Genomic DNA, 24,797 nt, shown 5'->3' on the forward strand with positions numbered 1-24,797 from the left:
TCGAGCCTCCTTATTCATCTTTTAAAAGAATTTGTTTTGGATTCAGGCGTAGAATAGATAATGCTGGAAGAAGCGTTGCTAATATAGCAATAGCTAGTCCAATGCCCCCCATTTTCCCTACATCTTCGCCTGTTACACTTACATTAATTTTATCAATTGGATCCTCTTTTTGATTTTGTACAGTTCCACCAGGTCCAGCTACCATTACAGTTCCATTTTGTGAGGTGTTTGTTTCTTCTCCTGCTGTAGCAATTTCACTCGAAAGTAAATTATTCCCTATGAATTGAGAAATTTTTGCTCCTGTTGTTATGGATAATCCAAATGCTAAAATAGCGATACATACTACTTCTACTACGAACTGCGCCATCAGTTTCCACTTTTTCTCTCCAATGGACAATAGAATCCCCATTTCCTTACGACGTGCTTTAATCGATAACATAATGATTAACCCTAAAATAATCGCACCTGCAATTGATACAATATAAATAATCATTTGAGAAGTAGATGAGATATTTTCGATAGGCCCAATCATTTGTTTGTACAACGAATCATGTGCATCTAATTTATAATAATTAAAATCAATATCAGATTTTTTTGCTTCTTCTTTAAATGCTTCAATGTTTTGTGGATCTTTCAAGAAATACACGACTTGAATGCTACTTATACCTTGATCTATTTCTAATTTTTTCATAGTTGAATGCGGCATATATAGTTTATTAGCTGGATCCATTATAGGAGGAGCTTGTTGCCCCATTGCTTGCTCATTCGTTTCGTAAATACCGATAATTTCAACCTCCAGGGTTTCCTTCTTATCCCCTGATTGCACTTTAACTTTGTCTCCTACTTTCAAGTTGTTTAATTCCGCTAATCGTTTTTCCATTAAAGCTACATTCTGATCTTTCATCTGTTCTGTAATTGGTTTCCCATCAATGATTTTACTTTTTCCATTCTTAAAGCTTTCTTGTAATGCAGTTTTGCGAACTCCCTCAATCATAAAAGAAGAATTCATATCTATTTCTGTACCGGAGCCTGAACCGCCTCGTACAGCCGCCATTCCCGCCTTACCTTTTCCTTCTTCTTCTCCTTCTGAAGCTCCTACTAGTTTAAGTCCGTCAGAAATTCCGAGAGTGCTAGTTATGTAATTATAGTCTTTTACATACTTTGACTTCGCTAATTGATCTGCTTCTTTTGTATTAAGCTTCGGTGGATTAGGCATCTCTCCAGTTTCCCTAGCTTGTTGACCTAATTTGTCAAAATCAAGACTTAAAGTAACATCTGCACCGAGTTTTTTTCTTGCTGCATCAGCAGCTTTTTTTGATGCATTTTGGATTGTGAATCCTGCCAACACTAAATTTGTAACAATTAGGAAAACTGCCATCAAAATTAATGATGTTCCTACTCTTTTTTTCATACTGAGAATTGCTCGTTTCATAAAGTTCATTTTTTCTTACCTCCTTGATAACTTGTATTCTATATAGGTTATCTAGAGTCTATATGGAGCTAATCGGTAGTTTATCTAGAGATATAAGGAGTTTATGTGTAGTTATTCATTGACCTGGTCAAGAAAGACCGGAACACATATTCAAAAACGTAATCGTTTTGAATATTGGCAAGGAAGTTATGGCTTTAGATAGCATTGAATGAGAGCATACAAATCCATGCTTATTTCGTAATTTCTATACAAAAAATAAAAACCACCCTATTTGGATGGTTATATGTGTGCTTGTTAAATATGAAAATTCATTAAAGAATATGGACTTTTATTGAAGTTGGTCGGATTCTCTAATAATAATATTGTGTTAAAAAGCCTAACTTATAATTTTATAAGTTAGGCTTTTATGCTATCTATAAGAAAAAGTTATAGAGACTCATAATATTTTATAATTTAACCTTTTGTATTTAAACAAGTAAAATAAAAGTAACAAGTGCATACATTAAGGAGGTTTTTTGATAGTGACAGAAACTATAACATTTAGGATTGCAACGGCAGATGATTTAGATGTAATTGTAAAAATGCTTGCTGATGATGTTTTAGGAAATAAAAGAGAGCGCTATGAAACACCACTCCCTGATAGTTATATAAGAGCATTTCATGCTATTGATTGTGATCCAAATAACGAGTTGATTGTAGCGTGTGATGGGACGGAGATTGTTGGTATTCAACAAATTACATTTACGCCTTACATTGTACGTCAAGGGGGGTGGAGAGCTACAATTGAGGGTGTACGGACAGCCTCATCAAAACGTGGTAAAGGTATAGGAAGTAAACTTATTAAATGGGCTATTCAACGTGCTAAATTACGGGGATGTCATTTAGTACAGTTAACAACAGATAAAGAACGACAAGAAGCTTTACACTTTTATAAGAAATTAGGTTTTAAAGATTCTCATGAAGGATTAAAACTCTTTCTCTAATGAATATAGCTATTTATATACCAAAAAGACGTATATTGTAAGGTTAATTAACTATAGGCTTCGAAAATTATGGTAACTATCACTGTATTAAATATACAAATTGACACATTGTCTTTCATATAAATTACGTCACTTCAAAAGGTGTACCTTTTGATACGAAAATAAGCAAGTTAATGTTCTCTTTTATGAATGAGAATATTAACTTGCTTTTTAGGTTTTTGTAAAAGATATTTATAGTTTTATTTTATTGATAGCTTTATAATATAATATACAAATTCCCATCTGTTTTATAATTCAAGCATCTACTATTAGGAAAAGAGAATATTTTACAATTAATTTACAGCATAAATTTTGTCCATCTTTTAGACGATATGTATTTTGGAGGAGGTTAATTTGATTTTTTCAAAACTCATTGATCGATACGCCTTGTATGATTTGCACAAAAAAAGAAGTGTAAAGTTCCAGTATACTTCTCTTTCTAACACCTCACTATATATAAAGGACATAGAATTTTTTTATAAAGTAAAACCATCTCATATTCATTTTAACATTAAGCATTTAAAACAAGAAAAGGAATACATGGTTGGACAATTCAAATATAAAAGCTCGGTTCAATCTGGTGATTCACGCAACGATTCTGTCACTGGGGAATTATTTTCACATAAAAATGAAGATGCACCTCATGTCATCTTTGTTCACGGTTGGAGAATGGATTCTAACGAACGTGTAAAAAAAATATTCCACGACCATATGACCAACTTGAAGTGGAATATGTATTATTTCACTTTACCATATCATTTTGACAGAAAACCGAACCAATCCCTATACAGTGGAGAGTACATGGTAAGTGCCAATGTTGAACGAACTGTAGAAGCAACTAAACAAGCGGTAGCTGATTTACGAACTTTGATCAAATGGATTAAAGCAAATAAAAATGGTCCCTTGATTTTAATAGGAATCAGTTTAGGTGGAGTTATTACTAACTTAACATCTCTTGTTGAACCAGAAATTGATGTGTTAGCATCCATTTTCTACGCGAATCGACTCTCTTATTCAATTTGGAAGACAAATCCAGGTAAATTTATTAGAGAAGATTTGGAACATCATGGTGTTACGTATGATGATTTAATAGCTTATTGGAAAATCACTGAACCGAGTCAAGCGTTACCAAAAGTAAAAAAAGAAAATATTTTATTAATTTCAGGTAAGCACGATCTATATGTACACTCTGAGGATACGGACTATTTGTGGGAATCCTGGGAAAGACCTACGCGATATATTTATACATGTGGACATGCCGGGATTGTTCTTAAACGTAAAAAAATTGCAACTGATACTATCAATTTTATTCAGAATCGATTGAACTCCTCACACTTCCCCAAAGACATACCTTAAAGTGAGGGATTACTAAGTATAGAATCTTATACTTGTAATCTTTCATTTTATACCAAGTTCATTTCATATAGAAAAGGGTTACTCATCATTTTCACCAGGGGCTTATTTTTATAAAAAGAAATTATTGTTGTTTACCCTTTATATGCAATATTACATATAAAAATCTTTAATTGTTCTGTTATAATTTTAAGAGTAAATTATTCATCCATTAATTTACACCATCCATATCTACAGTTATGGAAACCCTAATTACATATAAAAAAGAGAAGAACCTTGGTGAGTTCTTCTCTTTTTTATATTTTTTTAAGATTACTATCCAAAGTAATTATTGCAATTACTTTAAGCTGGCTTTTGAATTATAAATTCTGATTTTCATACTTCTTCATGAGTCTAGATAAGAAAAAAGAATCTACTCCTTTTCTAGCCAAATAAAAGGAATTTTTTTAAACAGTTATTTTAATTTGTACTGTTCTCCTATATTAATGCCTGCCCATGAGTATTTCCCTGAATTATATATTAAGGAATGAAAATGTATTAATTCTTTCCGAGTATGAATTCGAATAGGTATCACTTGCAATATGTCATTAAAATAAAAAGGATTATCACTTGGTTTAATTAGAAAACTAAGTGTACATAAATACAACGACATGAAAACACTTTTCTCCTAAATCCACTACTTGTATTATTGGTTGCGTGAAACTCCTTCTTGAGAAAGGTTTTAATTTCCGAATATTCTGTTGACTGTTGTCGCATATCCAATTTACAATTTAATTGTGATATTTTTTCACAATTAAACTACTTAGAATACACTTCATTTATTCGAAAACAATTACAAATAGAGGTGCTAAAATGAAAACAAGAGTAAATCCAGAGTTATTACAAGGGTTAGAGATGTTTCCAAATCTCGATTTACACCCGGAAAACTTGCAATCAATCAGAGAAGGAATAGCTCAAATGAGACCACCTACCGTTGTTGATGAATCCCTTTCATTAACAGATGAAGTCATTGTTGGACCTGATGATAATCCGTTACCATTAAGAATTTATCGTCCAAAATCAAATAATGAGCCTTTACCTGTCTTATTATGGATACATGGTGGTGGTTATATCTTAGGGTCTATAGATGATAACGATGATACTTGTATGAGGTTTGCAAAAGAAGCTGGCTGTGTGGTCGTGTCTGTAGACTACCGCTTAGCACCTGAACACCCTTACCCAGCACCAATTGAGGATTGTTATTCAGCTTTAAAATGGATTGCTGATAATGCGAAGTCATTAAACATTGATTCGAATCGAATTGGGGTTGCAGGAGTAAGCGCTGGAGGTGGACTAACAGCAGCATTATCATTATTAGCCCGAGATCGAAAATATCCTTCAATTTGTTTACAGATGCCACTCTATCCAATGATTGATGACCGAAATAATACACCTTCAGCGAATGAAATTAAAGAAGGATTTGTTTGGAATCAAAAGGCAAATGAAGCTGGTTGGAAAATGTATTTAGGAGAAATGTATGGAACAGATCAAATCCCTGTCTATGCAGCGCCTTCTCGAGCAGAGGATTATAGTGATTTACCATATACTTACACATTTGTTGGTCAATTAGATCCATTCCGCAGTGAAACATTAACCTATGTAAGCAAACTAGCGCAAGCTGGTGTTGATGTCGAGTTTCATTTATATCCAAATGCCTATCACTGGTTTGAAGGGTTAAATCCAAATGCCGATGTATCTATTTACGCTGTAAACGAAATGGTACAAGCAGTAAAGACTGGTTTCAAAAGAGTCTCTAAGGTTGAGGCTTAATCCCTTTACAAGAAAAACACTCGTAAATAGTATAATAGCCGATTCTCATTTAGAATCGGCTATTAATATGTAAAATTCACCTAATATATCAAGGTTGAGAAACAGATATAAGATGTTTAGGCGATGTGTTTATTTCCTCTGCCAACGCCTTAATGCTCATCATGATTTGAAGTATTTCTTCTAATGTTGTCCTCGGGTTGATAGAGCAAAGTCGAATTACTACTTTTTCTTTTAATTTAGTCGTACTTAGCATAGCAAATCCTCTTTGATTAATTTCTTCCACCAGTTTTTTGTTTATTTCATGAATTGTTTCTGTAGACGTTCGCTTACAAGGAATATAACGAAAAGTAACAATTCCTAATTGGGCAGGTGTTACTACTTCCCAATCTTTTTCTTTCCTTAAAAACTCTTCAACTTGTTCAGCCAACATAATGCCATGATCTATTGCCTCACGAAAAGCTGTGACTCCAAATGCTTTAAAAGAAAGCCATACCTTTAATGCCCTAAATCTACGAGAAAGTTCAATTCCACGCTCCCCAAAATTCACTTTTTCTTCTATATTAGTTTCCGTATCCTTAATATACTCTGGGATCATACGGAACGTTTTACTTAAATATTGGCTATTGCGAATGAGTACACAACCAACATCATAAGGCTGAAAAAGCCATTTATGCGGGTCTAACGTCAAAGAATCAGCACGATGAATTCCTCTTAACACCTCCCTTCCTTTTTCACTGAGAATTGCTGCAGCCCCATAAGCACCATCCGCGTGTAGCCATACATCTTCATCACCACATAGATCAGCCAATTCATCGAGGGAGTCCACCGCTCCGCAATTCGTTGTCCCTGCATTAGCAATAACACAAAATGGTTTTTTCCCTTTTAATCGATCTTCTTTTATTTGCTTTCTTAAAGTACTAACTGAAATTCTTAAATCTTCATCTGTTTCAATTCGGCAAATTTGATGATGTTTAAAACCTAATACTTTAAGTGCTCGATCTACAGAAAAATGAGTTTGGTTAGAAAAATACACAACCGCATTTTCTATGTCATTATTCAGCTTGACCTGTCTCGCTACAGTAAGTGCAGTCAAATTAGCCATGGAACCGCCACTGACAAATAGCCCTTCAGCTGAATCAGGGAATCCTAGCATTGATTTTAACCAGTTGATTGTCGTTAATTCAATTTGTTCAGCACCTGCACCTACTATCCAAGCCGTAGGAAATACATTAAACCCACTTGCTAAAAAATCTGCTATTACACCAACATAATTATTAGGACCTGGCACAAAAGCCATAAAATGAGGATGATCCACATGAGTAATTTGATTAAACACATTGTTATTAAGAAAATGAAGTAACTCTTTTGGATTAGATCCGTTTTCTGGAATCGTTTCAATTAGCTTGTCTCTAAAAATATTACTATCAATCGTTTCCGAAACTGGTTTACTTTTCAAATGATTCATATGATCAACAATCAAGTCCACCGCTTGATATCCTAACTGACGCATCTCTTCGGCTGATAACTGCAAGTTTTTTGTCATTTGGTTTACTCCTACTCTATTTAAAAAGGCGAGTTCTTGCTCGCCTTTTCATTTTTTATAATTTGTAATCACCGATTGCCTGTATTGGATTTTGAAGAATCATGTTGATTAACTGATGGATGTGATTCAATATTTCCTGTATTTTCTCCGCTTCATATACGGTTTGATCATATCCAAACTTTATTGTAAGTTTCTCTTCAGGGAAGCACATAATTCCATACTTTACATGAGGCTCATCAACAACTTCGTAATCTGTGATGGCAAAATTTCTGTTTTCATTTGAAGAAAAGATAGCTGAGTTAGTCGGATAGTTTTCAAAAACCCAAAGATGGTCAGTCAACTCAGTTTTTAATTCACTTTGTTTTTGTATATCAACAAATGAATAGTATGCATACTCATTACATTTCAATGTTTCTAGTTGTACTTTTTGCAGGAAGTCCACAAAAGATTGCGTTTCTGTCCATGCTAGTCGGATAGGCAAAACATTTGTGAACAGACCGAACATATTTTCAATCCCTTCTACTTCGGGGGGTCTGACTGATACTAGATTAGGTAATACTACTTCTCTCCTTCCGTTGTATTTGCCAAGCAATATTCCCCATACAGCTAGTAATGCCGAATTCATAGTTATATTGTTTTTAGTTACAAATGTCTGTAACTGATTAGTCAAATCCTTATCTAATGTTAAATCCATAAATGTAAAATTTAACCCTTCACTTTGAGTTGGTACTTTCTTTTTAGGAATACTAATTTTCTGATTGTATCCTGATAAATAATCCCGCCAAAAATGACGTGCTTTCTCATGATCTCGTGCTACAGTCCAATCTATGAATGTCTCAAAAGGTTTCACCATAGGTAACTCTGCCGTAGTTCCCGCATTTATTGTTTCATAGAGCTGGAATAATTCGTCTATCAAAATGCTGACGCTCCAACCATCACATAATAGATGATGGGAACTCCAAACCACCTTATGCTCGTTATTTTCTAGTTGGAATATACAGAGACGGGTCATGAGTTCATCATTTTTGAATCCTTGACTTAAATTTTCATTCATCCACTGGTCTAGGAATTCTTGCTGTTCTTGTTTCGTCATCTCAATCAAGTTTTTTATCTCTGAAATCATTTGAACATCATGTAGAACAGCTTGCCAAGGTTGTGCTTGTTCATCTTGCACAATTATCGTTCTTAAAGAATCATGACGATCAACTAATTGTTGGAAACACTGAATAAAGAGATTAATATCCAGCTCCCCCTCAAGTGCCCAAATTGTTTGTTCGAAATATGCATTTGTATCAGGTTCAGTCGCAGCATGTTCATAAATAACTTCCTGGAAAGGTGCCAATGGGTAAATACGTTCTATTTTTATTTTTGGCATTTTTTCTTGTATTTTGATAAGTGTATGTTGATTAAGTTGTTTATCTTTAACATTTAGTAATGTAACTTTATTATCGTTCATTTTGTTTGCATCACTTGTTTGCGAATTTGGAAGATGATCAAGCTTTTTAACAAATTGAACCATGTCTCCTAATATAGGAAATGAAAATAAATTTTTTGGCTCCAGCTCAAATCCTTGTCTATACAGTCTGACGGAAACTTGAATCGCTTTTATCGAATCTCCACCTAAGGCAAAGAAATGATCATTTACTCCAATCCGATTTACTTTGAGTACTTCTTGCCAAACACTAGTTAATATTTTTTCCATTTCCGTTTTTGGAGCAATAAATACTTCATTTGTTTGTTTCTCCGGAGTAGGGAGCGCTTTTCTATCTAATTTCCCGTTTGGAGTCAAGGGCAATTGTTCCAAATAAACAAAATAAGAAGGAATCATGTAATCTGGCAAGTGATCTCGCAAATGCTTTCGAAGTTCTGTTGTGCTAATATTTTTCTCAGTTACCACATATGCGACTAAAAATTTTATACCATACTCATCTGTCTGATCAATCACTACTGCATGTTCGACTTGTTTGTAAGTGAGAAGACAATGGGCGATTTCTTCTAACTCTACTCGATATCCTTGAATTTTGACTTGATAATCTTGGCGGCCTAAAAATTCAATATATCCCTCAGGATGCATTTTTCCACAGTCTCCTGTCTTGTAAATAAGACCAAAATCAGGATGTGATACAAATGCTTCATTTGTTTTCTGTTCATCATTTAAATATCCTTTAGCAAGGCCCACTCCCCCGATATATAAATCTCCAATTACACCAACAGGGCACATTTTCTTTTCATAGTTCAACACATAATACGTTTGGTTTGCCAAAGGTATCCCGTATGGAATACTCTTCCAATGCGATTCCACCTGTTTGACCGGATAATAAATTGACCAAATCGATGCTTCTGTTGCTCCTCCGAGTGAAACTACTTCCGCAATCGGAAAATGTCGTTTTATTTTTTCTGGTAAAGAAAGTGGAATCCAATCTCCACTATGTAAAACTAAACGCAAGGAATAATGTTCAAAATGAGAACCTACTTGATCTAATACCAAATCCATAATTGCAGGTACTGTATTCCAAATTGTAATTCCTCTACGTTCGACAGTACGGATTAATTCTTGCATGTCTCTTGGGTCACGAATCATTACCAACATTGCACCTGTGCTTAACGTTCCGAAAATATCGTATACAGATAAGTCAAAACACATAGAAGAAATACCAATAATACGATCATCTTCATTTACCTGATATTTTTGATTAATATCTTGAATGGTATTTGCAACCGCTTGGTGAGTAATAATTACTCCTTTCGGTTTCCCTGTACTTCCTGAAGTGTAGATAATATAGGCAAGATCTTCCGGACCAGCAATAGCAGGCATATCTTCTGTTGTGTATAATGACAAGTGGTTTTCTGCATAAAGACTAGGTTCTAATAAAAGTTTGCATGAGCTATTTTCTAAAATATATGTTTGGCGATCTGAAGGATGGTCGGGATCAATCGGAACATAAGCGGCACCTGCTTTTAAAATACCTATCATATTAGCAATTGTGTCAACTCGTCTTTGTGCTAAAAGACCAACCTTGTCACCTAGACCAATTCCTTGTTCTTTTAAAAAGTGCGCAACTTGATTGGAGCGCTTATGAAGCTCCGAGTATGTTAAGTAGTCTTGTTCAAAAACTACTGCTACTTCATCCGGTGTACGTTTTACTTGGTCTGTAAATAATTGATATAAAGTAGTCGACGGTATTTTTTCTGTTGTCTCATTGTATTGCTCAATTAAAGCGTGGTCTAACTCTTTCATCTGCAAAGATGTTACGTCACTTTGTTTCACTAATTGTTCCAATAAGTCAACAAATTGGTGAAACATCGCTTCTATCACATCAACATCAAACAATTCTTCAACATAGTTCCAGCTAATTAATAACTCTCCATTTTTTTCAATTACCACATTATCCAAATACACTTGTGGAGTCCGAGCATGAATATGGCGAAGTGAACCAAGTTGTTCCCAAGCAAAAGCCCCCGCACCTGCTAGCATCGAGGTGAAAACAATTGGCATAACTGCTTTTGGCGTCATTTGATGATATCGAGTAAAATCTCGAATGAAATTAACTCCATCGTAATGGCGATGTTCGAGACCATCTAATAAAGTAGATTGCGTTTCTTTTACTCTAGTAAAGAAAGATTGATCTGGATTCACATCAACATCCAACAAGATGAGTGAAGTGAAATCTCCCACAATTTGCTCTACTTCTTCATGAACAGGATAACGGTTAAATACAGTCAAATTAATTGCCAATCGACGTTGATTACTCCAATATGCCAATACATCACCATATATTGTACAAAGCAGAGCCGAAGGAGTTACTTCTTTCTCTTGTGCTAACTTTCGTAGCTTTGTCCATATTTCATTGTCCAGGATCTTATTAAGTGATTGAAACTTAGGAGTAGCAATCTCTGCTGGATCCTTTTTTAACAGCAAAGAAGGCGCAAACGGAAAGTCAGGAAGCTTACTTGTCCAATAATCTTTTGCTGTTTTATATTCTGTACTTTGTTCCAGTTCATCATAGATAAACATGTAATCTTGAAAATCAAAAGATAGAGGTTCTAACCTTTGCTCTGGTTTATAATAATAATGAAACAAATCCTGTCCAACGATGTTCATGCTTGCTCCGTCCATTAATAAAGCATCGTATCGAAAACATAATAAATACGTGTCTTCTTTTAAAAGAAAGGCTTTTAATTCAAACAAAGGCCATTGCCCTAAAGGAAATACATGATTAGTCATTCGAGAACGTTCTTCTTGTAAGCGAGCATTTTGATTCCTATCATCTAAATCTATGAGACTTACTATTTCAATCTCGTAATCAGGAACGCTTTGTAATATTTGCTGTTCTCCCTCTGGTAAAATTACAGCTCGTAACATCGGATGACGTTGAATTACCTTTTGAAAACTTTTTGAAAGACGATTGATATTCAATTCTGTTTCATATTCAAAATAAGTTTGAGGTGAAATACCACTTAATTCAAACTGTGAATTCCGTCCTAACATGTACGCTGTCTGAACCTCTGTTAAGGGAAATGGCTTAGACAAATCTTTAACATGGGTTGGTCTATTTTCAAAGTTTTCCGTTTTATGCTCTAACTTTACACAAGTACTAAGTTGAGCAATCGTGGGATGCTTAAAAAAATCTGTTGTACTTATTTTTAAGCAGTCTTTTCTTAATAAATTAATTACCTGAAGTGCTTTAATCGATTCTCCTTTTAAAGCAAAAAAATTATCATGAATACCGATTCCCTCAAGCTCCATAACTTTTTCCCATGCATGCACCAATTTTTGTTCAATTTCATTGCGCGGGGCAACGTATGGAATTGATACATAATCTGTTTGTGTTATATCTAATAACCTTTTCCTATCTACTTTCCCATTTGGATTCAACGGAATCTCTTCCACCTGAATCATTTTTTCAGGAATCATAAACTCAGGTAATTTATCACTTAAATATTTTCTGATTTCATCAAAAGAGACCTTATTATCCGATACATAGTACGCAGCTAATAATTTCCTATTTCCATATACTTGATCAACAACGATAGCTTGGTTTATTTCTGGATATTCCCTTAACTGGCTTTCGATCTCTCTTAATTCAATCCGATATCCCCGAATTTTTACTTGATGATCCATTCGACCTAGATATTCAAGTTCTCCATTAGGCAACCAACGAACGAGATCACCCGTATGATACATCATTTCTCCTGCCGTAAAGGGACTCGGTACAAACTTTTCATCTGTCAGTTTAGATTTCCCAAGATACCCTCGTGCTACCGCCACGCCACTAATGCAGAGTTCACCCGGAATTCCAAATGGTTTTAATTGACCATACTTATTCAATATATAGGAATGATAATTCGGGTTGGGACTTCCAATCGTAACTTCTTTGGCAGAGCTCAAATCCTTTACTGTTGCACAAATGGTTGTTTCTGTAGGACCATAAATATTTAAAATTGTCGCTTCACTGATGCATCGAATTTTTTCAACCAAATCAATGGAAAATGCTTCTCCCGCTAACAAAATAGATTTTAAATCTTTTAGAAAATTTGCCCCTTCTGGATCACTCAAAATCACTTCCATTCGCGATGGCGTTGATTCCCATAAATCCACCTTATGTTCTTTGACCAAATAAGCTAATTCTTTTGTTGCGAACTGATCCTCTGTAGCAATAACTACTTTCGAACCTTGTGTTAAAGGCAGACATATTTCTAACAAGGAGATATCAAAAGATACACTAGCAAGAAACAAGAATGACTGATTATCTTTTACTTTTTCTCTCATTACACTTAAAAAATGGACAAGAGATTTCTGTTCTACCATTACCCCTTTTGGATTCCCTGTCGATCCCGATGTATAAATAACATAAGCTAAATCATTAGGATAACTTTCTCGAACTAAATTACTTTCCTCATCACCTTGGAAGAGATATTCCTCATCAAGATACAGCACTTCACCCGCAAATTGCGGCAATTCTACTTCTGTTCGCTTGCTCAGTAAACATTTCGCTTGACTATCTTGTAACATATATTCAATTCGTTCATTTGGATAGTTAGGATCGATTGGTAAATACGCTGCTCCTGCTTTTAAAATCCCCACCATGCCAATGATCATTTCCAATGACCGATCTACCATAACCCCAATAATACTTTCTTTGGAAACACCTTTACTTTGAAGAATAGAGGCCAATTGATTTGCTTTCTTATTCAATTCTCTATATGTCAAAGATTGATCATTACAAACAACAGCAATTTGATCTGGGGTTTTTAACACTTGTTCCTCAAACAAATTTTGAAATGATTGAGACAATTCTATGTCCGCCTGACCTTGATTCAATTCTTCTAGCAACTCTTTCTCTTCTTCTGAAATGATACAAATATCTTTCACAGCCAAATTCGAATTTGTTGACACTTGCTTTAAAACATAAAGATATGAATTTGCAAACTGTTGCAAAGAAGAGAATGAATGAGACTTGAAAGAAATTTGAACTTCAAATTCATTATGTATTTCATTCCATTTTCTTTGTATCCAGATGGCTAAATTATTCTCTGCATATTCTTCTATCGAATTTTTATTATGTAATCCTTCCATCCCAATAACAATTTGAAAAGGAGTTAAATGGTGTTTCGCTAATAATTCAGAGAGTGGATAACTCTGATTGTCATACCCGAATAAAGTCGTTTGTTCAATCTGATTTACTACTTGTTTAAAGCTGTGATGCGGATGGATTTCACTTCCTAAAGGAATCAACTTATTAAGATTCTCGCTTTGTTCAATATTCTTTTCAATTACAGGAATACCAATAGTAATCTTTTCTTGATCTGTATAGTGTGCCAAACAAATCCTTAACGCGGCCTGTAACCAGCTAAATAATAATAAATCTTGAGACTTAATTACTTTTTGTATACTTTTACTAAACTCTACATTCATTATGACTTGAACGTGCTCGCAAGGATTTTCTTTATTTAGTTGGTAACCGCTATTAAATACAGAAAAATCGAGAACCTCGGAAGATAACTGCTCCTTCCAAAAAGCCTCTACCCCTTTATTTTCATGAATCGAACTTCGATCTTTAATGTGCATTTTTATCTTTATCCCCCTAATATTCATTTCATCTATTCGTTAATTTTCAAGCCAACTTCAAGCCCATGGAGAAATACTTGATGGTTATCCAAACATAAAAATTGCTGAATCTCTTCAAATTTCATATGACCAACTGAACAAACGCCTAAATTCAATGTCTCAGCCACCATATTTAAGGTAGCAGTGATAATACCAGACTCAATACAAGCAAATAAATATCCATCTGAACCGTATTTCGGGATGGAAGCGTTCGCATTATAAACCAAATAAACTGAAAAGGCAGACTGAGTAAATAAATCTTGGTTAATTGACTCATGATCACTTTTGATTACTTGATCAATATTATTTACAATAACAAGACAGTTTTTTGATGGGTTATAATAATAAAACCCAGCTTTCATACCTTCTATACGTTTTGGTTTTATATAAATAAAGATATCAATAGGGTAGAGTCCGCCTGCACTTGCGTAATGATAGTATATATTTTCTTTCCTAACCTGTTTTAGAGTTGATATGAATTGGGAAAATTCTAAAAAACTAATATGTTTTTTCATATCAAATTGGCGACAAGACCTACGTTCCTTGATTATAGTGGGTAACTCATTTGTTGTTTCAAGTTGAATTTCGGTTGACCGCACAGCATGGTGTGTTCGATTCAATTGTTCACTCATATACTTATCTAAATCTTCTTTAGAAAAGCGAATCTGGTTGCTATATGGATTCGGAAAAATCTTTTCTTGTGTGGAAAATACTTCTCTTGGGGGTAATATGTTACTTACTAACACACGATTTTTTATCATAAGCTCTATTGTTTTTTGTGTCTCTTCTACATTTCCTAACGAAAAGTGCTCTACTAGTTCACTAATTTTCACACCTTTTTGAGTCAAAAAATAAAACTCAGGAAACCATTCAGACAGAACGCCTGCAAATCTTGTTTCTCCTATCAAAATTTCATTATGCAACTTCTCCCAATGCTTAATAGGAGACCAGTAATAAATTTGCTCGCTCATATAACCCTCCATAAATGTTTTACTTATTTTCAAAATACAATTTTCTAATCTACAAAAATAATCTTTAGATTCTGCCCCTTGTCTCATAGTGATTATAAATACATGTACTTCAACGAAGCTTGAGAATAATAAAATAACTTTTTCTTCATTAAATTTTTTTATTTCATCATAAAAAATGATTTTTTATTAGACATTTCACATCCTTTCCCATAGTAATCCTATAAGGTATAAACCATTTAGAACATTAAGAATTTTCATGTATTTCCAATGTGAAATTATTGTAATGGATTGGAAAGCAGATGGAAATAGTTATTAAACAAAATAATATTGAGAAAGTTTTATTTGTTATAGCGATAAAATTTTCTAATGAGATTTATTACAAATAGATTAAGAAAAGAATTTGAAATTTTTCTTTAGAAGTTAGTGTAAAAATGCACATACTATTACATACAAGTGAGTTACTAACATATCGTATTTAAAATAGAGAAAAGACACCATTTAAGGTGTCTTTTCTCTATTTTAATTCCATATACTTTTGCATCTTTGCTATTTTTTAAACGATTTGTAGGAATTAATACAACTCGAACATCTAGCCCGTTAGATGTTCGAATATATAATAAAAATTATATAAATTAAGAATGTGCTTCAGATAATTTTATAAATAAATACAAAGATATCTTCTCCTCCTACTGTAACAATAGCAATAATCTCTTGTCTATTTTCGTTATTAAATTGTAATATAATTACAGTATGTGAAATTATATTACTTTAACTTTAAAAGCGAAGTGAAAACAACCTTCACTTCGCTTTTTTCATTTGCAATCCCTATTCAATTTGCTCAATTCAGTATATACTTTCACATTAGTTGCTTTTATTTAATCGGTTTCTCTGTTTTTAAAACTAGTGAACTTAATGCAGGAACTTTAATTTTATTGTCATGGACAACGTAAAGTGTTTTACTTCCCGCCTGATTCTCGTTTACTAGCACTTTCCATGGACCTTTCGATGGAAGTGTTATGTCAACGGCTTCCCTATTTGCATTGTGAGCCACCATAAAGTATTCGCTTTTATTCCCACTTCCCTTTCCATCTATTGTATAAGCTACAACATTTTTAGGAACATCGATAAAAGCTACATACTTTTTAATTTGCTCTGCAGAATTCATACGAAAAGCTGGGTATTTTTTGCGTAAATCTATTAAGCCCTTCATATACTCTACTTCATTATTAAATGCTGCACGGCGTAACCAATCCATCTGGTTAATAGAATCAGGAGATTTGTAACTATTATGATCACCATATTTTGTGCGCATAAACTCTTGTCCTGCATGTAAGAATGGAATACCTTGTGATGTTAATAAAATAGAAGAAGATAATTTATGCATTTGTTTTCGCATTTCTTCACTGTCACCTGAATTAGTCAACTCAAGTTTATCCCATAAAGTATGATTGTCATGTGCTTCCACATAAGTTAGCACCTGCTCCGGATCTTGATAAGTAGACGAATTTGTATCATAGTCAATACCGGCTGTAATGCCTTTTTTAATACGGTCTTCCATGTTTTGCTTTCCATTTACAAAACCATTTTCTTTCTCCTCAAATACACTACCTTTCAATCCATCACGAATATTATCGTTAAAATGAGCAATCCCTTTCATTTTCTCCGCATTTTTTTGATTTGCTTTCAATTCAGCTGCAAGAGGTGTATTTAAATCCCAGCCTTCTCCATGCAGAATAATAGAAGGATCAATTTGATTAACAGCTTTACGTATCTCATTCATCGTTTCATAATCATGAATACCCATTAAATCAAAACGGAACCCATCTAAATTGTATTCTTTTGCCCAGTATGTGACGGAATCTACCATAAATTTTCTCATCATCTTTCGTTCTGAAGCGGTATCATTCCCTACTCCAGTTCCATTTGCTAATGTTCCGTCTTCATTGTAACGATAATAGTAACCTGGAACTAACTTATGAAAATTTGATTCAGCGGCATTATACATATGGTTATATACTACGTCCATCACAACACGAAGATTATTATCATGCAATGTTTGAATCATTTGCTTTAATTCAGTTATTCGAACAGTTGGCTCAAAAGGATTTGTAGAATAGGAGCCCTCTGGGACGTTGAAATTTTTCGGGTCATATCCCCAGTTATATTGTGGTTCATTTAAATTCTCTTCATTTACTGAAGCATAATCAAATATCGGTAAAAACTGAACGTGAGTAACACCAAGATCTTTCATATGATCAAGTCCTGTTTTTACACCTTCAGGCCCTTTTGTTCCTTTTTCTGTTACACCTAAATATTTTCCTTTTTGCTTAATACCACTTTCAGGTTGAATGGAAAGATCGCGTACATGTAATTCATAAATAATAGCATCTTCCGGATTTTTAAATTTTGGCTTTTTGTTTGCTTTCCATTTTTTCGGATTTGTTTCTTCTAAATCAACAACTGCACCTTTATCTCCATTTACAGAAGCAGCACGCACATACGGATCAACCGCTTCAGTCCACTTATCCCCAATTTTCACCTTATACGTATAAAAGAGACCTTTTTGGTTCCCTTTAAGTTCTGCTTTCCAAGTTCCCTTTTCACCTTGTTGCATGTTTATTTCAGTACCTATTTTATCGCTCCATTTTTTATATGTAACTAACTTCGCTTCACTCGCAGTAGGAGCCCATAAACGGAACTTTGTATGTTGCGGAGTATATATATTCCCTAAATCATTACCACCATAATAAAATAAATTATCAAATTCCTCGCTACGAATGACTTTACCGATTTCAGTATTCGCATCAGCTAAGTTTGCTATTTTAACTTTGTATGTTTGTTTTAAATCAATTTTCTGTTCCGTAATTATTTTAACCTTATTAGTAATATCTCCACTATTTTTATCATAAGGACTAATTCCCTTAATTTTAACGCCTTCAATTTCAATTTTCTGTTCCTTACTATTAAACGGAACATTAGTCGTTACAGTAATTTCATTAAAACTATCAATAGTAGCTTTTTGAATTGAGAGATCCGAAGAAGGCTTAGAGTTATATACTTTTTCATCACCCGAAAGGATCCATACTTCAGCACGACCATCCCTTATATTTTCAACCCAGTGATCACCTCCATCTTTTTCCCATTCATTGGTACGAACTATAAATCCTACACGATTATAGTCACCATCTATTTTTATCTTAGCGTATTTTCCAAATTCATCTTCACCAGTAAATTCATATGATTTACCGTTTGCATTTTCTCCCCATACCCAAAGATTCCAGTCTTTTGTATTTCCAGATTTCTCTTTGTAATGAATGATAACTTCAGTTGTTTTCGAATTTGAAACTGCCTTCACACTCTGAAAAGAGAAAACAGATGATAACATAACGATTATGGTAAGTAATAAAAACGATTTGTTAATTAATTTTTTTGTAATTTGCACCCCATACACCCTTTCTTTAAATATTACGAAAAATTTATTATGCTCATACTACGAAACACTGCTTAAATTAATCTAGAAATCTCTTTTACTTCACCCCCATATTGACTATTTTCACGTATGTATTTCAATGATCTTTCAATACGAAAACGTTTGCATTAATGCTTAAAAAAATAGATTTTTTTTGCCTTCATATAGTTGTAAATACTAAAAGATCAGGGAAATCATTTTAAAGCAATCGTTTGTTATCGCTTTCATTTTATAGCACTTACTATTAAAAGGTCAATATATTATTAATTTTCTGTTTTTATATCCTTGAAATCTTATATATTTGTCGTAACTTATTGAAGATAGATGCCTGATTATTGCTTAGTAATTTTATTTTCACTAATACATTGCTACGTAAAAAATCAGCTAATATCCTTAAAATGACATTAGCTGATTTTCATAATGTATTAATATACGAATGGAAACTATATTTCTAACTTACTTAATTTTTGCTGCATCAAATGCCTTTTGAACTGCTTGAACTTCAGCTGTATTCGCACCATATTTATTAGTTGCCACTCGAATACATGCTGATTTCAATTCTTTGAAATTAGATGTCATGTTTAACTCATCTGTATTTGCATAATAGAAAATATCAAACATTTTATCTTCACCAATTCCTTTAACAGTTACTCCGTTATGAATTCCGCCTTTTGCAATGAGATACGCAACTTTATTAATAATACTTGAATTAAAATGAACGCCGCCTTGATCCCATCCATTAAAATCGTTAAATTCACTGTAATCATCTGGATAAGGTACTCCAAGTGAAGATGGAACAGAAGCTGGGTTTTCCATATCACGGAAAACAGATCCAGTTTGTTCTCCCATTGTCCAGTTAAAGCTTCCATTATTTACGTATTTCTCAATAGATGTTCCCATAATATCAGATAGCGCTTCATTAATCGCACCAGATTCACCGTAATATTCAAGATTAGATTCGCTAGAAGTAACAGCATGTGTAAATTCATGTCCAGCTACGTCATATGCCTTGACAATAGGATCGCCATATACAAGCATACTTCCATTATTAGCACTTAATGCATTTTGCCAATTTTTCGGATCGTTCGTATCTTCAGAATCCCAAGCATGTACAACTGAAACTACCTTTTGTCCCTTATTATCAAAACTATTACGCTTATATTTATCTTTATAAAAATCAAATACCTTTGTTGCTAAGTAATGAGCACTTACTGCTTTTGGATCGTTAAATGTTGTTGAAGTGCTGGTTGCTAGTGTACCAGGATAATAGCTTTCTTCTTTAGTAATATCTCTGTAATTCACATCATATGTTTCAATTCCTTGCCCTCTTGTATAATCAGCAAGTGCATATTTTCCATTACTTTGTTTAGAAATACCAAATGAACGAGATATACCTAAATCATCTTTTCCTGTTCCAGTTAATGATGTAAGACTACTTTTTTTACTTTCCTTTAAAGCTCCAACTAGTTTTTCACTTGCTTTTAAGTTAGATTCTTGTACCATATTTTTTAACATATCACCATTTTGTGCATTTACTAAATAAGTTCCGGAAACATAGTTTGGTGTTGCCGCTTCAAAGGTAACTTGGTATGCATTGCTAGCTTGTCCATTATTTTCATCAACAAAAATAACTTCCTTAACTTCTGGCTCAGAAATAAACTTGATATCGTTCCCGTACTTCGTATAAATATATTGTTTCGCTCCATCTTTTGATAGATTAATAGGCTTTTTCAATTCTTCTTGTTTTAAATTTTGCGCGCTATCGCCTGAAACACTTTTAATAACACCCTTATTATCTACGTGTGCAGTTAATTGATGGCCATATACTTCTTTTCCTTCGTATGTTTGCTGCATACGCACAAGTGTTGTTCCATCATACGAACCACGTTTTTGAAGAACTTTATAATCTACTCCTGTTTCTCCATTGACTTGATTTGGAGAAAGAGCTTGTTCAGCTTTCTCCTTAAGTGCATCCTTTACTACATTTTCTGGTGCTTTTTGTGACGGTTGTGTAAGTTCACCCGAACGGAATGAATCCTCCTGAATTTGAACTTGTAGTTGATCTGTTTCCTCAGCATGACCTATTCCATATGGTGCCACAGCTGTTAAAGCTAATCCTGTTGTTAATGCTACCTTAGTTAATGTCTTTGTGTTTTTCATTTTTTCACCTCGTATAATTTTTGAAATAGAAAGCTTGTACAAAGTATACTGTCTATTTATGTCGAAAAAAAGAGAAAATACAAAATTTATGTAATATTATGCAAAATTACATATATGTGGTCGATAAAATAAAAAACGAGCCCTTTTAGGTGCTCATCCAATTGGTTAGTCGTTAATTATCTATATTCATTCTAATCAAAGTACACTTATATCTTATTAACAACATAAAAAACCACTCTTTACTATTTTAAGAATTGTAGTCAAATACTTTAGTGAGGTGAGGCAACGCATATACAAGTTAGATTTTTCAATATAATTTTGTTATTTATGTCTATAGCTGCATGGATTGTAACGTTTTGAGACTGCTGAAGTCTTATATGAGTTTCATCTTGTCAAAAATATCTTTCAAAGATAAATTTGTCTCCCCATTTAAATATAGAAAAGGACATATCTATTGCATGTTATTAACTTAAGGTATGTTCTTTTAAAGCATATTATAAATATACATAGTGAGAAATGAAACAATAATTATTCAAATGAAAAACCCCCTGAATTTTTAAAGCAATCCAGGGGGTTTTTTACCGATGATTCTCTATATTTCCATACCAATCACAAACTTTTTTAGGATAATGGTATGTCCAAGTTTAATAGTTTTTTGCACGAGAGCCATCTTTTTTATATTTATTTAATTATCCTACTAAGTTTTTTGTAAAATTCACCTTTTCTTTTTACATGATTAAACTGATTTGGATTAATATTAGCTTTTTGTGAGAGTGCTACAATCTCTTCTTTTGTAATTGAATCTTTAGTATTTATAGATGCTATATTTGTATATTTTCCATCTTCTGTTTTTGGGATTTCTAAAATCCCTTTATTTACAAGATCAACTACAGCCTTATGCTCTGAAGAATGTGTATCTACACCAGTAATTTTCCAATTATGCATAACTTTTGGCGTGTATACACCGTTCTTTACCTCTTTTAAATATGTAATAGCAAGGTTACGAATGGTTCCACCTGTTTCCCCGAATGCATTCTCTTGTTTAGATGACCAAGTTTGTTCAAATTTTCGTCCCTCTAAAGCTCCCCCTTTTGCCTGAAGAGCCTCCATTCTATACGCATTCATTCCTAGCGTCATAACATCGCTCATTTTGATTGGTTTATTTGTACGAATAGAGCGTAAATTTGTAATTCTACTACCATATGGTTTTGTTAAGTCAATTTCGTATTTTACGCCTCCAAAGAAATCGTTCGTACTGTATTTAGACGCACGACGATTTTTATCAAAGCTAACTGTTACATCTCCGGCACGAGATGAGTTAAAATATCCTGCTGCCCATTCCATATAGTCTTTTAAATCTTTTCCAGTTATCTTATATACTGTAATTTCTCCCAAAGCATATTGATAATTATAAGCAATATCTTTCTTCTTTATAGGACCTATATCCAAACGGGCATAATCATTATCAATTTGATGGGCTACTACATCCGCCTTACTGTAATGGAGCATGACTTCATGAAAGAAATCTGATAAAGGTGTCTCTTGAATCTGCACACTTGGAATACCCTTTATTTCATTCTGAGGAACAAGGTTTCTACCCTTTAATCGGGCGACTACAACATTTGCATCTCCTCTCGCATACTCATGAAAAGGTGTTAGTGTTTCTTCAAGTGTAGAATCAGATAATACTGTAGTTCCATCAGCATTTTTTACAGGTATAGCGGTAGCTGTTTTATCTTTTAAAACAAGCTTCCCATCTTGCTTTGTAAAAGTAAGGTCAATACGTGAAATATGCGTTCCGTATTTATCTGGTTCTGTAATAATTACGCCATTTACAACTTCTTTTTTTACAAGTTTATGCATATGAGCCGCAAAAATAGCGCTTAGTTCCGGACAAGCATTCGCAATATCTTGAACACCAGTACCTGGGATTCCATTCTCATTTTCTAGTCCCATATGCATAACCCCTACCATTACATCTACTTTATCTTCTAATTCTTTAATAGCCTTTTTTGTCTCTTCTACTGGATTTTTCACTACTAAACCATCCAAATGATCTGTCCCTTTTTCAAAATCACTAATCATTGGTGTATTCATACCAATAATCCCGACTTTAATTCCACCTTTTTCAACAATCGTATATGCAGGAAGAAAACGCTCTCCATTTTCCTTATAAATATTTCCTGCTAACGTCTTTCCCTTGTATTGCTCACTAACTTTTTTCAATGTATCTAATCCAAAATTGAATTCATGATTTCCAAATGCCCAGGCGTCATATCCCATTGTATTCATTGCTACCATCATTGGCGATTGTGGCTTATCGTTGAATAATTCTACTGAGTTTCCTTGAATTGTATCCCCGGCATCTACTAATATGGTATTTGGATTTTCTTGACGTACCTTCTTTATAACCGTATAAAGCTGCGTCAAACTTCCACTCATATTTGCTCCATCAAGCGCATAATCCCAAGGCATAAATCTACCATGAATATCTGCAGTACCTAACAATGTAATATTAACATTAGATTCCTCAGCCTTAGAAATAGCTGGTTTGACTGTTACTGCTGTTACAAGAAGCATAAGAATAATAAAATTGCATACATAGTTCTTCCATTTCATTTTTTGCATAATAACAATATTTCTCCCCTTTTTGTACTGTCATAAAGTTGCTTGAACTTTAAAAATGTAACTTATTATTCAGAGAAATTCAACTACAAAAGATAATTTTGTAGTTGGTTTTGCTGTGAAAATATAGAGAATAAAATGCATATATCCCCTAACAGAATAGTATTTTATCATTTTCTAATAAAATACTTCTTCCTCCAACGTGTGAAGGGCGCTAAACCAACGGTAGATGTATATGTACTTTCAAAATTTTGGACATGCAACTCATTTTCGGATTTTATTTCTAATTTTTTCCTTCTATATGAAAATACTGAGATCACTTCCAAAAATAATAACCCCGCTCTTCATTTAAGACGGGGTTACACTTATACAGCAAATCGGATTCAGATTTTTTTCAAATGTTCGTTTCCTCTTCAGGAGTAAAATCTGCTAGTTTCGTATTTTTTTCTGCTTATTGGTTGCTTTCAACTAAATTCATCATAATTTTAATTAGGACTTGTATTTTATCACTCGAATCCTTGATGCTATCCCAAATCGCTCAATAAATAGACAATGATTTTACTTTTCAACTCCACAAAGCAATTTTATCTCTTTAATTTGTTCTATATGACGCTGTTCATGCAAATAGATCAGTTCTATCCACTGATCAAGTAGTAATTCTCCAAGAGCTGGATGCGTCACTGATTTTTTCGCTAATATAGATTCATCTTCTATTGTACTCAGGAAACGCATCAATTCTTTTCTAGAGTCGTTTAACAAATCAAACATTTGCTGCACTTCAAATGGTTCTATACTTGGTTCAATCATTTCTGGGGCTATAAATTTTATCGATCTATCTAATAAAATAGTGTGAATTTCTTTACGCTCATTTAAGATACTATCCATCTTTTTTAATCCCGATGAAATAACTGTTATAACTCTCTCATCTAATAAAACTAAGTGATGACAAACTTGTGCTATACTCCATTTATCCTTATCTGGTTTCCTATTAAATTGAGCATCACTTAACAAAGTAATTTCCTCAAATAATTGATTTCTAGTTTCATAAAACTTGTCATTTACAAATGTATTCATGTGAATTCTCCTTTCGCTAGAACCTACATACTTAAATTCCTACGCTAGAAATATTCTCTATGGAAAAAAGATTTTCCTTCACTATTATTCCAATCCAATCTTTTCTTTCTTTAGTAGGTTCTCTAATTCATGCTGAAATGTATGAGTTCTCTCAACATCCTTGAAGATTTCCTTGAGGTTATTATGCGCTACAGCTACATCATAATACTTTCAACGGAATCCTTTCAATAT

11 protein-coding genes and 1 pseudogene are annotated in these 24,797 nt (G+C 33.5%); 3 read left to right on the forward strand and 9 right to left on the reverse strand.

The features are described from left to right. Nucleotides 1-10 precede the first annotated feature (10 nt). The gene (locus MKX66_RS06970; RefSeq protein WP_002032327.1) at nt 11-1,441 is read right to left on the reverse strand and encodes an ABC transporter permease; all 1,431 of its coding nucleotides are present in this window, start codon (nt 1,439-1,441) and stop codon (nt 11-13) included. Nucleotides 1,442-1,953: 512 nt separating this feature from the next. Between MKX66_RS06970 and MKX66_RS06975 the strand changes: the two genes are divergently transcribed. The 3 genes from MKX66_RS06975 (at nt 1,954) to MKX66_RS06985 (ending at nt 5,616) form a co-directional block, all read left to right on the forward strand. Further along, complete coding sequence (locus MKX66_RS06975; protein ID WP_002189710.1) at nt 1,954-2,415, forward strand: GNAT family N-acetyltransferase; 462 nt, start codon at nt 1,954-1,956, stop codon at nt 2,413-2,415. Nucleotides 2,416-2,808: 393 nt separating this feature from the next. Then, nucleotides 2,809-3,810 carry an alpha/beta hydrolase gene (locus MKX66_RS06980; RefSeq protein ID WP_341085832.1) on the forward strand — a complete coding sequence of 334 codons (1,002 nt, stop codon included), beginning with the start codon at nt 2,809-2,811 and terminating at the stop codon, nt 3,808-3,810. 849 nt (nt 3,811-4,659) lie between these two features. Beyond that, entirely contained in the window at nt 4,660-5,616 is a 957-nt protein-coding gene (locus MKX66_RS06985; protein WP_002127565.1) for an alpha/beta hydrolase, read from the forward strand. 88 nt (nt 5,617-5,704) lie between these two features. On the opposite strand, the gene MKX66_RS06990 is transcribed toward MKX66_RS06985, so the two are convergent. From MKX66_RS06990 to MKX66_RS07020, 8 genes and pseudogenes are all read right to left on the reverse strand, one after another. Beyond that, complete coding sequence (locus MKX66_RS06990) at nt 5,705-7,159, reverse strand: pyridoxal phosphate-dependent decarboxylase family protein (RefSeq protein ID WP_002127563.1); 1,455 nt, start codon at nt 7,157-7,159, stop codon at nt 5,705-5,707. Nucleotides 7,160-7,214: 55 nt separating this feature from the next. Beyond that, on the reverse strand, nt 7,215-14,228 hold the full coding sequence (locus MKX66_RS06995; RefSeq protein ID WP_341085833.1) for an amino acid adenylation domain-containing protein: 7,014 nt from the start codon (nt 14,226-14,228) through the stop codon (nt 7,215-7,217). Nucleotides 14,229-14,260: 32 nt separating this feature from the next. Further along, nucleotides 14,261-15,238 carry a SagB/ThcOx family dehydrogenase gene (locus tag MKX66_RS07000; RefSeq protein WP_060751149.1) on the reverse strand — a complete coding sequence of 326 codons (978 nt, stop codon included), beginning with the start codon at nt 15,236-15,238 and terminating at the stop codon, nt 14,261-14,263. Between the two features lie 527 nt (nt 15,239-15,765). Continuing rightward, nucleotides 15,766-15,843: pseudogene (locus MKX66_RS30830) on the reverse strand (DM13 domain-containing protein); the annotation flags it as partial. Nucleotides 15,844-16,109: 266 nt separating this feature from the next. After that, a complete protein-coding gene (gene pulA, locus MKX66_RS07005) occupies nt 16,110-18,680 on the reverse strand; it encodes a type I pullulanase (RefSeq protein ID WP_341085834.1) in 2,571 nt (856 codons plus the stop codon). A gap of 483 nt (nt 18,681-19,163) precedes the next feature. Beyond that, nucleotides 19,164-20,867 (reverse strand): M4 family metallopeptidase, encoded by a 1,704-nt coding sequence (locus tag MKX66_RS07010; protein ID WP_341085835.1) that lies wholly within the window; start codon nt 20,865-20,867, stop codon nt 19,164-19,166. 681 nt (nt 20,868-21,548) lie between these two features. Then, nucleotides 21,549-23,495 (reverse strand): bifunctional metallophosphatase/5'-nucleotidase, encoded by a 1,947-nt coding sequence (locus tag MKX66_RS07015; protein WP_341024603.1) that lies wholly within the window; start codon nt 23,493-23,495, stop codon nt 21,549-21,551. A gap of 555 nt (nt 23,496-24,050) precedes the next feature. Next, a complete protein-coding gene (locus tag MKX66_RS07020; RefSeq protein WP_341085836.1) occupies nt 24,051-24,566 on the reverse strand; it encodes a DinB family protein in 516 nt (171 codons plus the stop codon). Nucleotides 24,567-24,797 lie beyond the last annotated feature (231 nt).

Source organism: Bacillus sp. FSL R9-9530, assembly GCF_038008145.1.
Lineage (GTDB): Bacteria > Bacillota > Bacilli > Bacillales > Bacillaceae_G > Bacillus_A > Bacillus_A mycoides.

Bases quoted from the DNA above. Each gene is read 5' to 3' on its own strand.
- MKX66_RS06970 (WP_002032327.1), bottom strand. From the start codon at position 1,441: ATGAACTTTATGAAACGAGCAATTCTCAGTATGAAAAAAAGAGTAGGA.
- MKX66_RS06985 (WP_002127565.1), top strand. From the start codon at position 4,660: ATGAAAACAAGAGTAAATCCAGAGTTATTACAAGGGTTAGAGATGTTT.
- MKX66_RS06990 (WP_002127563.1), bottom strand. From the start codon at position 7,159: ATGACAAAAAACTTGCAGTTATCAGCCGAAGAGATGCGTCAGTTAGGA.
- MKX66_RS06995 (WP_341085833.1), bottom strand. From the start codon at position 14,228: ATGCACATTAAAGATCGAAGTTCGATTCATGAAAATAAAGGGGTAGAG.
- MKX66_RS07000 (WP_060751149.1), bottom strand. From the start codon at position 15,238: ATGAGCGAGCAAATTTATTACTGGTCTCCTATTAAGCATTGGGAGAAG.
- MKX66_RS07010 (WP_341085835.1), bottom strand. From the start codon at position 20,867: ATGAAAAACACAAAGACATTAACTAAGGTAGCATTAACAACAGGATTA.
- MKX66_RS07015 (WP_341024603.1), bottom strand. From the start codon at position 23,495: ATGCAAAAAATGAAATGGAAGAACTATGTATGCAATTTTATTATTCTT.
- MKX66_RS07020 (WP_341085836.1), bottom strand. From the start codon at position 24,566: ATGAATACATTTGTAAATGACAAGTTTTATGAAACTAGAAATCAATTA.